At 56.5% G+C, this 11,993-nt stretch carries 14 protein-coding genes; 6 read left to right on the plus strand and 8 right to left on the minus strand.

The window, feature by feature from the left end:
• Positions 1-55: 55 nt before the first annotated feature.
• The 3 genes from V8L70_RS18535 to V8L70_RS18545 are packed head-to-tail and all read left to right on the plus strand — an operon-like array spanning position 56 to position 2,298.
• A complete protein-coding gene (locus V8L70_RS18535; protein WP_101147589.1) occupies positions 56-595 on the plus strand; it encodes an acyl-CoA thioesterase in 540 nt (179 codons plus the stop codon).
• A gap of 34 nt (positions 596-629) precedes the next feature.
• Positions 630-1,634 carry a hypothetical protein gene (locus V8L70_RS18540; RefSeq protein ID WP_008957581.1) on the plus strand — a complete coding sequence of 335 codons (1,005 nt, stop codon included), beginning with the start codon at positions 630-632 and terminating at the stop codon, positions 1,632-1,634.
• Positions 1,635-1,692: 58 nt separating this feature from the next.
• Positions 1,693-2,298: a LysE family translocator gene (locus V8L70_RS18545; protein ID WP_008957582.1), complete on the plus strand. Its 606-nt coding sequence runs from the start codon at positions 1,693-1,695 to the stop codon at positions 2,296-2,298.
• 5 nt (positions 2,299-2,303) lie between these two features.
• On the opposite strand, the gene V8L70_RS18550 is transcribed toward V8L70_RS18545, so the two are convergent.
• Positions 2,304-2,675 carry an I78 family peptidase inhibitor gene (locus V8L70_RS18550; RefSeq protein WP_101147590.1) on the minus strand — a complete coding sequence of 124 codons (372 nt, stop codon included), beginning with the start codon at positions 2,673-2,675 and terminating at the stop codon, positions 2,304-2,306.
• A gap of 102 nt (positions 2,676-2,777) precedes the next feature.
• Positions 2,778-2,909 carry an entericidin A/B family lipoprotein gene (locus V8L70_RS18555; protein ID WP_008957584.1) on the minus strand — a complete coding sequence of 44 codons (132 nt, stop codon included), beginning with the start codon at positions 2,907-2,909 and terminating at the stop codon, positions 2,778-2,780.
• Positions 2,910-3,083: 174 nt separating this feature from the next.
• Here V8L70_RS18555 and V8L70_RS18560 point away from each other — a divergent pair, with 174 nt between their 5' ends.
• Positions 3,084-3,503: an HIT domain-containing protein gene (locus V8L70_RS18560; RefSeq protein WP_101147591.1), complete on the plus strand. Its 420-nt coding sequence runs from the start codon at positions 3,084-3,086 to the stop codon at positions 3,501-3,503.
• An 8-nt stretch (positions 3,504-3,511) separates the two neighbouring features.
• Here V8L70_RS18560 and V8L70_RS18565 read toward each other — a convergent pair whose 3' ends face one another.
• Genes V8L70_RS18565 through V8L70_RS18580 form a run of 4 tightly spaced genes read right to left on the minus strand, consistent with a single transcriptional unit; the run spans position 3,512 to position 6,126 of the window.
• Entirely contained in the window at positions 3,512-4,507 is a 996-nt protein-coding gene (locus tag V8L70_RS18565) for a nickel/cobalt transporter (RefSeq protein WP_008957586.1), read from the minus strand.
• A 52-nt stretch (positions 4,508-4,559) separates the two neighbouring features.
• Positions 4,560-5,219 carry a DUF1007 family protein gene (locus V8L70_RS18570; RefSeq protein WP_101147592.1) on the minus strand — a complete coding sequence of 220 codons (660 nt, stop codon included), beginning with the start codon at positions 5,217-5,219 and terminating at the stop codon, positions 4,560-4,562.
• Positions 5,216-5,575 carry a hypothetical protein gene (locus tag V8L70_RS18575; RefSeq protein ID WP_008957588.1) on the minus strand — a complete coding sequence of 120 codons (360 nt, stop codon included), beginning with the start codon at positions 5,573-5,575 and terminating at the stop codon, positions 5,216-5,218. The genes V8L70_RS18570 and V8L70_RS18575 overlap by 4 nt, the downstream gene beginning before the upstream one ends.
• Positions 5,572-6,126 carry a hypothetical protein gene (locus V8L70_RS18580; RefSeq protein WP_101147593.1) on the minus strand — a complete coding sequence of 185 codons (555 nt, stop codon included), beginning with the start codon at positions 6,124-6,126 and terminating at the stop codon, positions 5,572-5,574. Before V8L70_RS18580 ends, V8L70_RS18575 begins: the two co-directional genes overlap by 4 nt.
• A gap of 146 nt (positions 6,127-6,272) precedes the next feature.
• On the opposite strand from V8L70_RS18580, the gene V8L70_RS18585 reads away from it, so the two are divergent.
• Positions 6,273-7,406 carry a glycerate kinase gene (locus V8L70_RS18585; protein ID WP_101147594.1) on the plus strand — a complete coding sequence of 378 codons (1,134 nt, stop codon included), beginning with the start codon at positions 6,273-6,275 and terminating at the stop codon, positions 7,404-7,406.
• A 268-nt stretch (positions 7,407-7,674) separates the two neighbouring features.
• On the plus strand, positions 7,675-8,151 hold the full coding sequence (locus tag V8L70_RS18590) for a Dps family protein (protein WP_008957591.1): 477 nt from the start codon (positions 7,675-7,677) through the stop codon (positions 8,149-8,151).
• Positions 8,152-8,243: 92 nt separating this feature from the next.
• Here the strand turns inward: V8L70_RS18590 and V8L70_RS18595 are convergent, their stop codons facing one another.
• Both V8L70_RS18595 and V8L70_RS18600 read right to left on the minus strand, forming a co-directional pair.
• Positions 8,244-9,710 carry an aminoacyl-histidine dipeptidase gene (locus tag V8L70_RS18595; protein ID WP_101147595.1) on the minus strand — a complete coding sequence of 489 codons (1,467 nt, stop codon included), beginning with the start codon at positions 9,708-9,710 and terminating at the stop codon, positions 8,244-8,246.
• 28 nt (positions 9,711-9,738) lie between these two features.
• Positions 9,739-11,937 carry a tRNA(Met) cytidine acetyltransferase TmcA gene (locus tag V8L70_RS18600; protein ID WP_431313234.1) on the minus strand — a complete coding sequence of 733 codons (2,199 nt, stop codon included), beginning with the start codon at positions 11,935-11,937 and terminating at the stop codon, positions 9,739-9,741.
• Positions 11,938-11,993: the final 56 nt, after the last annotated feature.

An 11,993-nucleotide genomic window follows, 5' to 3' on the forward strand; every position in this document is an offset into this window, starting at 1 on the left:
CGCCCAGTTTGCCCAGCATCTGGGCGGCGGGCAGCGATAACAGAAGGAACACCGTATGTCCGAGACGGAAACCAGCGCGAGCACCGTTATCAATACTGCCCTGCCTGGGCAACACGAACTCTCCATGACGGTATTAATGACACCTGACATGGCGAATTTCAGCGGCAAAGTGCATGGTGGCGCTATTCTTAAAAAGCTCGATGAAGTCGCGTTTGCCTGTGCCAGCCGTTATTCAGGTCACTACGTGGTGACACTGTCGGTGGATCAAGTGCTGTTTAAACAGCCTATCCATGTAGGGGAACTGGTCACGTTCCTAGCCTGCGTCAATCATGTTGGCCGCTCATCAATGGAAATTGGTATTAAGGTGGTGGCCGAAGATATTCGCAATAAGCTAATCCGCCATACCAACAGCTGCTACCTCACCATGGTCGCGATTGATGCTGAGGGCAAGCCCGCCAGCGTACCGCCACTCACGTTGGCAACACCGCTGCAGAAACTACGCTTTGAAAAAGCAGCGCTGCGCAAAAAGTTACGCAAACAGGCGGAGCGAGAAGAGCTGTTGACCCAACAGCAGCATCAATCACAGGCCCAGTAACAGCTGTTGCAACGTCCCACCATAAGGAGTTCGCATGCCCGCCAGGGAACGCTACCCGCACCTGCCTAAAGCGGTCGAATACGCCCATATCGGTTGGGATTTTTTCATTTTAACGCTGGTGGTGATTAACCTCTCGCTACTGCTGTTTGATTCACTGTTTCTGCTTGGCCCTATCAACCAAGGTATCGCCAGCATCGCGCCTGGCTTTCACGCGTTCTACGATGACACCGTTCATAGCCGCTTTATCGCCATCGACTTGGTGTTTGTAAGCTTTTTTATTGTCGATGTACTGCTTGGCTGGTCCATTGCGATTGCCGAACGGCGCTACCACCGCTGGTTTTTTTACCCCTTCGTGCACTGGTATGACGTGCTGGGCTGTATTCCCCTGGCAGGCTTCCGCCTGTTGCGTATTCTGCGTGTCGTATCGCTGCTCCATCGCCTGCACCGGCTGGGCTTAATTGACGTCACCCGCTGGGATATTTACCTATTTTTTGCCAAGTATTACGACATCTTGCTTGAAGAGCTTTCTGACCGTATCGCCTTAAAACTGCTGGGAAATGTTCAGCACCAGATCCGCGCCAGTGACTCGCTCACCGAACGTGTCATCGACCGAGTGATCATGCCCCGCAAAGCACAGTTAATTCATGAGATCGCCCAGCGGTTAGAGAGCACGATTGGCAAAGCCTACCAGCATAACCGCCACTCTATCATGGCAGCGATCAGCGACTTAGTTAGTCGTACGCTAAGAGAAAGTCCCGAGATTCAGCGCTTGAACCGGCTACCCATGGGGCAGCAGGCCACGAGTGCAATGGAGGCCTCCCTAAGCGGTGTTGCCCAGCGACTAGTCGATGAACTACTGCTTGGCATTCACTCGGATGAGTTTAAGGAATTAGTTGAGCGCACCGCCGACAGCGGCTTTGACACCTGGCTAACGGTTGACGAAGGCAGCAATCGGGTTACCGAACAGATGCTGTATGACATTCTCGAAATGCTTAAGGAGCAGGTCAATCGCCAACGCTGGAAAGACCGCTATGATTAGTCATGGCGCGTTCATTACACAACCACTCAGCACAACCGCCTTGTACGGATACACTTAAATGAACAGCGAATGGTTAATCCTCGGTCCTGCCGCGCTCTATATGATCTCGATGACGCTGACGCCAGGGCCGAACAACGTGATGCTCACCGCCTCTGGCGCCAACTTTGGCTTTAAGCGCACGCTACCGCATATGTGGGGGATTTTAGGCGGCTGCTTTTTGCTGTTTGCGGGCATCGCACTGGGGTTAGGCGTACTGTTCGAGCGCTATCCCGCTATTCAAACTGCGCTTCGCTGGATAGGCAGCGCCTACTTGCTCTATCTGGCATGGAAAATTGCCAGCGCGCCACCGCCTAATTTGAAGGCACGCGAACATAGCGTACCGTTTACGTTTTGGCAGGCGGCAGCGTTTCAGTTTGCCAACCCTAAAGCGTGGGTGATGGGACTTGCGCTAATGGCGGGCTTTTTACCCGAAAGTGGTCAGCCGGTTTTCAATGCGCTGGTGCTCGCAGGCTTTGCTGAGCTGGTAGCACTGCCGTGTATTGCTTTATGGGCGGCCTTTGGCACGGCCATTGGGCAGTGGATCAAAAGCGACGGCGCATGGCGCGCGTTCAATATCACCATGGGAATATTAACCGCCGCCTGCGTCGTGCTGATTTTACGCTAGAGGCATTAGCCGCAGCGCAAGTCTTCAATAACATCTTGATCATCAAGGTGGATATTCAAACGATCCGGACGGTGATCCATCGTGGCTGCATCACCAGGGCTAAGCACACGCACTTGGCGCGCGCGGCTATCGCTTTGTAATTGCGATACCTTCGCATCATCGAATGGCTCGCCGATCGCGTGTTGAATAGCCTCCAGGTCACAGGCAGCCGCCAGCTCATCACTGGAGCCAGTCGGCGCTACCGTGGGCGGCGGTGGTGCTGCGTCTACATCGTCGCTAGCTGGGGAAATCGGCATCTGAGAACTGACGCAGGCGGTCAGCAACATCGTAGAAGCGCTAACTAGGGCGAATTTAGCCAGAGTCATACGGGGCTTCATCCTTGAATCTCCAAATAGCAGATTGTGAATAAATAAGTTCTAAACACCACCGGGCCGGGCGTTTGCCCGGCCCGGTGGAAAACAACACCATGCTAATGCAGCTTAATTGGCTGCATCCTGGACAGCTTGGCCGCCCTCTTCCACATCCTGGCCAGCGCCAGAAATGGTATTACAACCGGTAAGAACACCCGCGGTCATCAGCAGCATAAAGCTCATGGCTAATAATTTTTTCATTTTCCGTTCTCCTTAACGAGTCATTCAACATCGGGAAACTCCACTGGCAACTCTCATTGCCGCTTGGGAGTTTTTTCAGGGTAACAGCGTTTTCATGATCACGCTCGCTTTCCCTACTTCACTTTGCGGCTGCTATGCTAGCACTTATTTAAACTGCTGTCTGGAGCCCATGACTTGAACAATTTCGAGCTAGATGAACGCCTAGCGGCTGATACACTTCCCATCGCCGACCTTCCCCTCAGCCGCGTGCTACTGATGAACGATGCGCGCTATCCGTGGGTTATTCTGGTACCCCGCTACGGCTCTGTCAGCGAAGTGTTTGAGCTTTCCCTCGACGACCAGCAGCAGCTATGGCGGGAAGCCACTCAACTCGGCGACGCCATGAAAACAGCGCTAGAAGGTGACAAAATTAATATTGCCACGCTAGGTAATGTCGTCAGCCAACTGCATGTCCATGTCATTTTACGGCGCCACTCGGATGCCATCTGGCCTGCACCGGTATGGGGCAATGGCTCCCCCGAACCCTACGATCTGGATGGTCAAGCGCAGTTACGTCACCAACTTTTAGCCCTTATTGATGGGCTTGATGTATAGCCTGGGCGTTACCCCGTCAAAGGATGACTTTGCCGAGTGGGTGGCTCATTCAAAAGCGGCCCACTTGCGGGCTGCGCAACGCCCGCGACACTAAGCGAAATACCCAGCGTGACAATCAGCACACCACCGGCCAAGGCCAGCCAGCCGGTGGCCTTTTGTACACTGCGCTGGCTATGCTGTTGCTTGGACAAGCGTCGCTGCGCCCAACCACGGGCGAGAATACTTGCCAGCGCGAGCGCCGAAACGGTAATGCCTGTGCCCAGCGACATCGCCACCACGGATGCCACTCCCACCTCGAACTGGCCCAGCAGGCTAGCAGCCCCCAGCATCAATACCGCCCCGCTACAGGGGCGCATACCAATAGCACCGACCGTTATTATCGCCGTGCGCCAATCTAACGCCTGCTGCGGCTCAATATGATGAGCACCGCCACAACAGTGGCTATGGTCATGATCGTGGCTGTGGCTACGATCATGACCGTGGGCCTGATAGGCTGCGCGTAATTGCTTGACGGCTCGCCAACATAGCCACGCGCCTAATGCCGCTACCAGCAGAAAACTGGCTTGCTCTACCCAAACAACACTGCCCATGGCTTGTCGGGTTATCCAGCCTAGGCCGTATACCAACACCACGACTAATATTATGGCAGTCACACCCTGCAACAAGGAGGCGGCAAACGAGAGCCCTAAGGCACGCTTAACAGCTCCGCCATGCGTCGCCAAATAGGTCGCCAGTACGGCTTTACCATGCCCCGGCCCGGCGGCATGAAACACGCCATAGGCAAAGCTAACGCTCAGCAGAGTCGTCCATGTAGCCATACTGGGAGTACGGGAGAGTTCGGTAATCGCCAGCGTCAGCGAGCGATGCAGATCACGCTGCCAGCCAAGCAGTTGGTAACTAACACCCTGAAACCCACCTTGCCAAACAATGACGAGCACCACCGCGGCTAACAGAAGCCCCAGTATTAATCCTAAGTGGCGTGGAAAAGGCCGCGTTAAGGCCATTTAGTCGCTCCATTGTGTAAAGCTATAAATTAATATTGTTAACAAATAGCGCCTAGCGGCAATCTACTTGGCCGGTCTCGGCAAAGTAGCGCCCCAACCCTGGCTCACCGCTTTCATCTTTATCGAGCAGCGCGGCTTCCATCACCACTTCAGGATCGGGGTCCGCGGGCAGAATAGAGAGCTCACAGGCAGGCTCGCCGTTAAGTATCAGCGCATCATCCCGTGGCTGACCGCCCTCCTCTTCATGGACAACTTCGATGTAGTAGGTGGGGTCAAACACTTGATAGCGAAGCAGAGAATCTACCAACGGCTGGGGCGTCTCCAGCGGCAGAATAAACATAAAGGTCAGCCGACCATCGCGCTCCAGGGCAGTATATTCACTTACCTCGCCCAACGCCTGCGGCTCGTCGTTGATGCGTACTTCGGTTAAATAGTGCTGACCGGAAAGATTATCGCGAATCTCTTTACCAAGCTGATCAAGGCCCTGCTCAAGGCTGGCATTCTGTACCTGCTGCAGTTCTTCAAAAACCACCAGACTGTAAAAAGGGTCCATCCGCCACGTTTGATGCAAGCCACTTACCATGCCCTGGTCATCGGTGATGATCCGCACACTCACGTCGATCCAGCCATGAGGATGGGCACGCGCATCAGGGCTAACCAGCAAACTACTTCCCGCCAAGAAAAACGCCACCGCGATACCCGCCGCCCTCATGGCGCGACTCCCAACTTATGCTGCAAGGCGACAAGCCATGGGTCGAGTAAATAGGGTGGCAACGGCTGGCTACCACTCAAGGCCGATACGCTTACTCGACTACCGTTGCCCTCTTCACTCACCTGCAGTTGCAACCGATACCCCGGCCAGCGGGCAAGCGATGCTTCCGCGCGTCCCAGGGCAATATCTGCATGGCGCACCACATAGCCTTGCTCAACCATCAAGTCTATTGCTTCGCGAAACGTTTCCTCTGTCGGCGTTGTGTAAACTAACTCACGAGGTTCCAAAGGCGCTGTGGTGGCACAGCCAGCCAATCCCGCCAGTAGCCCTATTAATACCCAGTGGCGAAGATTCATAACGGGCTCCCGGCGGCAGGCACGCTCTGCTCGAAAGCGGTTTGAAAACGCTGACAGAAATCATCATTACTGGCGCTATAGGAGTCGCGTAAATCGCCCATATGATCAAAGCGGCGAATATCACGGGAGATGCGTATATGCGCGTCGTTCACAAAAATCGAGACACGTTCTACCTCCACAGGCTGCTGACCTATTCCGCCACCAAAACCTATCCCACCGCCAAAACCGATGCTGGAACCACCACCAATGCCCAAGCCACCGAACATACGCATGCCACTCCCATAGCCATACGCATTATCGTAAGGGTCATAATAACCGTGCAGTTCACGTTCACGACTGGCGCTAATTAAGCCCAATGTGGTATCGGTAGAGGTCAGAGTAAACCCCCACTCGGTCAGGATATCTACGCTGGTTTCAAGCGCCCGCGCATCCGTTGCAGGGAAATAGCACGCAGCAGCAGGCGCTGGTTCGGCTTTAGGCAGGCGACTTGGAGTCACTTGGCAGCCAGCAAGCGCTAACAGGCAGATTAAGCTTATGGGTATCGACTTCATGTTAGATCCTCTAACGGACGAGGCCGCTGGTTTGGCGCAGGCTAGCGCGCTAAGCTCGCCAACGGGGCATACTTAACTGACACTGTAGTGAAGACACTGTATTAAAGACATCGTATTGAAGACACCGTCTTGCGGAGATCGTGCTAATGAATGTTTTGCTTTGCCCCGACAGCTTTAAAGATGCGCTGAGCGCCCAAGACGCCGCCGCCGCCATGGCCCGGGGCGTCAAGCGCGCCATACCAAGTGCCCAAGTGCGGGCCTGCCCGTTGGCTGACGGAGGCGAAGGAAGCCTAGATGCACTGATCGCCGCGACAGGTGCCGAACGCCGCCAGCTGGATGTTCACGACGCCCTGGGGCGCCCGAGAAAAGCCACTTGGGGCTGGCTTAGCGACCAGCGTACCGCGTTTATTGAGCTGGCAGAAGCCAGCGGTTTACAGCACCTTACCGCCGATGAGCGCAATGCATTGCACACCTCCACCTTTGGGGTGGGTGAACTGCTGCTGGCAGCGTTGGATCAAGGCGCTGAAAAAGCGCTGCTGCTACTCGGAGGCAGCGCTACCAATGACGGTGGTGCCGGTATGCTGCAGGCCTTGGGTGCTCGCTTTTTGGATCAAAACGATAAACCGTTACCTCCTGGCGGTGCGGCGCTTAGCCAACTGACCCGTTTAACACTGGATGGGCTAGACCCGCGGTTGGCTGGGCTCGCCCTTGAGGCGGCCGTGGATGTTGATAACCCGTTACTGGGCGTGCGCGGTGCCACCGCAGTATTTGGTCCTCAGAAAGGCGCCTCACCTGAGGAAGTCGAACAGCTAGACCGCGCGCTGGGCCACTTTGCTGATATTAGCGCTCAGGTACTCGGCGAGGACTGCCGAACGCTACCGGGCGCCGGGGCGGCAGGTGGCATGGGGTTTGCGGCCAAGGCCTTTTTAAACGCCACGCTAAAACCCGGTATCGAAATGATTATGCAACAGGCTGACATGGCAACACTCTTGGCTAACGCGGACCTGGTGATTACAGGTGAAGGCCGCCTGGATGGCCAGAGCCTGGCGGGTAAAACGCCCATCGGCGTTTCCCGTGCCGCCAAGCGCCTTAACAAACCCGTTATCGTGCTGGCGGGCAGCCTCGGCGATGGCTGGCAAGCCTGTTTTGATGAAGGCGTCACGGCCGCCTTCGCGTTAGCCGACGGCCCCATGACGCTAGCTGATGCACTACCACGCACCGCCGAGCTACTCGAAGCACGCTGTGAAAATCTGCTGCGGCTGTGGGCGCTTAAACGTTGAGGTACATAAGCACTGAAAAGCATGCAGGCCTTGAAAAGAGCTCTCAGCGCCAGCATTTAAATAGCAGCCAAAGGGTAAGGGCAGGCATCTAATGTCTTAGCACTGTTTAATGTCTAAGCATTATTTAATGTCTCAGCGCTATGGCGGCAATGCAAAAAACTTGTTTTGCATTGCACCAAAGACGCCCTACTCTGTAACACTGTTATTAAGATTTGTGCTGGAAAACGCCTTAACCGCCGCTCATTGCGGCATAAAGAGGGAGCAGGATATGACTGACACTAATAGCATTGGCCTACACGAAGGTAGCGCTAGTCAACTCGCCGAAAAGCTCAACCACCTGCTAGCCAACTACCAAATTTTCTACATGAACGTGCGTGGCTACCACTGGAATGTACGCGGTAGCGACTTTTTTGAGCTGCACGCCAAGTTTGAAGAGTTCTACACCGACCTGCTGACCAAAGTGGACGAAGTGGCCGAGCGTATCCTAACCCTGGGGCACAAACCGGTACACGCTTACAGCGACTACGTCACGCTATCGCGCATTCAGGAAGATAAAGACGTTCACGACGGCACCACCTGCGTTAAAGGCGTGCTGAAAGGCTATCAAACGATCATTGAGCTACAGCGCGAACTACTGGCGCTCGCCTCTGACGCTGATGATGAAGGCACCGCGGCACAAGCCGGTGACTACATTCGCGAGCAGGAAAAAACCGTTTGGATGCTCAATGCCTACTTGAGCAAATAAGTGTTAAGCAGATAAAGGCGTTCGCTTAGTGTAAAAACGGCACCACTTGTTGGGTGCCGTTTTTTTATGCGCGGCCATTCACACGAGGAGGACTAGCGCTGATCGGCAAGATCCTCGATCAACGCCCGCAGCATCGCCCAAAACTCTTCAACCGATTCAAGCTCCACCCGCTCATCCGGCGAGTGAGCACCGCGAATTAGCGGGCCAAACGAGATCATGTCCAGGTGCGGATACTTGCTGCCCAGAATACCGCACTCCAGCCCGGCATGAACCACCTTCACCTCTGGCTCACGGCCCAGCAGCGCCGCATGGCGCGCTTTAAAGGTCGCCAATAACTCGCCATTGGGATTGGGCGCCCAACCTGGGTAGCTGTTTTCCACTTTTACCCGCGCGCCAATCAAGCCAAATAGCGCTTGAAAGCGATCCGCCATAGCGACCACGGCACTGTCGTGCAGCGAGCGAACCAATGCGCAGAGATGCAGCCGCCCATTTTCCAGGCTTAATACGCCCAAGTTATTGGACGTTTCCACCACGCCCGGCACATCGGCACTCATCCGCTCGACCCCGCATGGGGCAGCGTGAAGCGCGGCCAACAACATGACGCTTGCATCCAGCGTTAGCGGTTCTGCTTCAGGCACCTCAGTCAGCTGTTGGGCGCTGATTTTAAGGCCGCTATCGCCACTGCCCAGCTCTCTTAAAAGAATGGTTTCCAGCCCGGCGATGGCCACCAGCGCGGCGTCTACTTCATCGGCAGGCAGCGCCACCTGAGCAAAGGCTTCACGGGGGATTGCATTACGCAACGTGCCGCCGTGGTAGCTGATCAAGCGCGCATCAAAGGCTTCTAACGTCCTTAACACTCTAACCAGTAGCCGGTTGGCATTGCCCAGCGGCTTGTGGATATCGATACCCGAGTGACCGCCTTTCAGGCCAGTCAAGGCAATCTCAATGACCTGTTCGTGGTCGCCAGCAGCGGCGCTCGGCAGCTGGGCATCGACTTCTACATCAGCCCCGCCCGCGCAGCCAATATAGACCTGTCCCCGGTCTTCACTGTCCAGGTTGAGCAGCAACGAGCCTTCCAGCCAGTTCTCAGCCAGGTTCAGCGCGCCGCCCATGGAGGTCTCTTCTTCCAGGGTAAACAGCGCTTCCAGCGGCCCATGGCGCAGCTCCGGATCTTCCAATACGGCGAGAATCGCCGCCACACCTAATCCATTATCAGCCCCTAAGGTGGTGCCTTCGGCGTGCAGCCAACCGTCGGCGACATAGGTGCTGATCGGGTCGCGAGTAAAGTCGTGCGCGTGATCGCTATTAGCCTGGGCCACCATATCCAGGTGGCCCTGAAGCACCACGCCGGGTGCCTGCTCGCAGCCAGGAGAGGCTGGTTTACGGAGTCGTAAATTACCGAAGGTATCACGGTCGTGGGCAAGGCCCTGAGCATCAGCCCAGGCTTCGAGGATGGCGACGAGCGCCGCTTCATGCCCAGAGGGGCGCGGCGTATTACAAAGGGTTCGAAAGTGGCGCCAAACTAAGGAGGGCTCCAGCGCTTCAAGATGTGCGTTCATTAAAGACTCTTCGTTATCGGCAATCGGACTACTTTACCTCAATGAGGTTATTCACGGCGAGGCGCAAGGCCTTCAACGCGTCATTGTGGGCCGTCGCCAGGGGTATATTTTGAAACGCCCACGCCGCAACTTGTCGATGTGACTGCTGTTGCGCTTCCGTTAAGGGGCAGTGGCTGGCTTGCCGGGCCAAGGCTTGCAAGGCCGGGCGAGCGAGAACGGGATCGCGATGGGCGATCGCCACATCTTCAATATCCTGCCAATCGCGCGCACTAAGCGAAATGCTCGGCATCTTACCGAGCAACAGCACGACAACCGAAGCAGGCAACGCCTTCAATTCAAACGCCAACAGGCCCGCTAATGCCGCCTGAAAGCGCGCATTCAGGTCGGCAAGCACCGCTTCACCCTGCGCGTTTAACGCTTTCGCCACCATCACAGCAAACTCACCGGTGGAGGCTTCACGAGTAATACCTAAACGTACCGGCGTAAACCCCAGCGCCAGCCAAAACCGTAACAGCGACGCCTCCGCACCAAAGGTGGCGCCATACAGCGCGACACCCTGCTGCTTGGCGGCGGCCATATCATCATGCAGTAGCGCTTTCCCCAAGCCTTCGCGGCGACGCTCAGGGTGCGTCGCGATCCTCACCACCCGCCGCCAGCGGGCGGTCAACGCCTCACGGCTACCGGCGTGAGTGGCCAGCGACTGCGCCAACAAATGTCCCTGGGGCCGACGTTCACCGCGGGCGACTTGATGGGCAAGGGTGGCCTCAAAACCGCCCTCCTCTCGTGTCACCAAAACCGCCTGAGGCTCGCTCGCCTGCTCGATCACGCGCAATGCCGTACCGGGGCCGTCAAGCAGTTGGCGCAGGTCGTTGGGGGAAGTACGGTAGTGCGACTGCACCAGCAGTCCAAACAGCTTTTCCAATGCCGCGTCTTGCTCGGCAAGCCAGGCACGATCAACCACTTTTGTAGCTACGGCGCTGTCATTCGGTTGAGCCATGGGCAGCGCTGCTTTTAACAGCAGCAGTTGATTGACCAGCGCTTCCAGCGGGTCGCCACCTTGCCAGCGAATGGGCGACTCAAGCGCCAGCGCTTTCCACTGGGGCGTCAGCCGGTCAAGGGTGTCGCGAAAGCGCAGCGCGAATCCGCGACCGGAGCCCTCATAGCCGTGCACCGTCGTGGCAAAGGCAATGCGCGGAAAAGCCACCAGCCACTGCCCCAGAAGCGTAGCGGGAATTGCCGCCGCCTCATCCACCAATAAATAACTGCCATCGCCGCCCTGCACCTGCGCATTGACCTGTTCGGTCAAGTCGTCTGGGGGTAAAAAAATCAGCTCGCGGCCCTCGGCCAGCACAAAGTGATCTTGGGCGACCCGTAGACCTGCCGGGCAGAGCGCAGACAGCCGTTCAAAAACGCTCTCCACCGCACTTAGGTGCGGCGCGGTCAGCACGATGCGCTGGGCTTTGTCCATTAGCAGCCGGGCGCAAGCGATACCCAAGGCGGCGCTTTTGCCGCGCCCACGGTCGGCAGTTATTACCAGCGGGCGACGCCGCTTTAGGCCCACCAATTGCTTTACGGCGACGGCTTGATCTAAGGTCAGGCAGTCGCTATCACCAGCGCTGGGATCACCTGCTCCACGCGAAGCTAATTGAGGCAATTGAGGCAGCTGCAACGCCTGACCAGCACGCCAGCGCACTACCTGAGTTGAGGCCTGCAGTTGACGCGCCAAGCGCGTTAGGTAATGGCAGCTCAGTTGCGACCAGTGCCAGGGGTGATCAGCAAAACGCGCGTAGTCCGAGTCAGGCGCTTCACCCCACGGCTGGGGTGTGAGTAATATCAGTAAGCCACCCGCCGTGATCGTTCCCGCCAGCGCCCCCAGCGCTTCAGGGTCAAACCCTGTGCTGTGTGTATCGATCACGACCAGTTGATGCTCAGCCCCCAGGCGTGCCCGTGCCTTGCGCGGTGAGAGAATAGGCGCGGAAAACTGCAATGCGGTGCTCTCATTGGTCACCCACAGAGGCGCCTGCCAGGAGAAGGATTGCCATATGTCCTGGGCGATTGAGCGACACTGTTCTGCCTCACCGCTTAACCATACCAACTGGCGCCAGCCGCGGCGGTTGAGACGCTGCGCATGATGAACTAACGCTGCCACCCTTCGCGATGGGTGTTGGCTTTCTGACAGCTGATTATTCAGCAAATAATTGCCTACTCCGGCGCGCCTGTTTCCCATCACGTTACCCTATAAAGTGTGCCGCTGAGCCTCTTATGGCGAGCCTTCTGCTTACA

The organism is Vreelandella arctica (genome assembly GCF_037070215.1).
In the GTDB taxonomy this organism is placed as follows: Bacteria; Pseudomonadota; Gammaproteobacteria; order Pseudomonadales; family Halomonadaceae; genus Vreelandella; species Vreelandella arctica.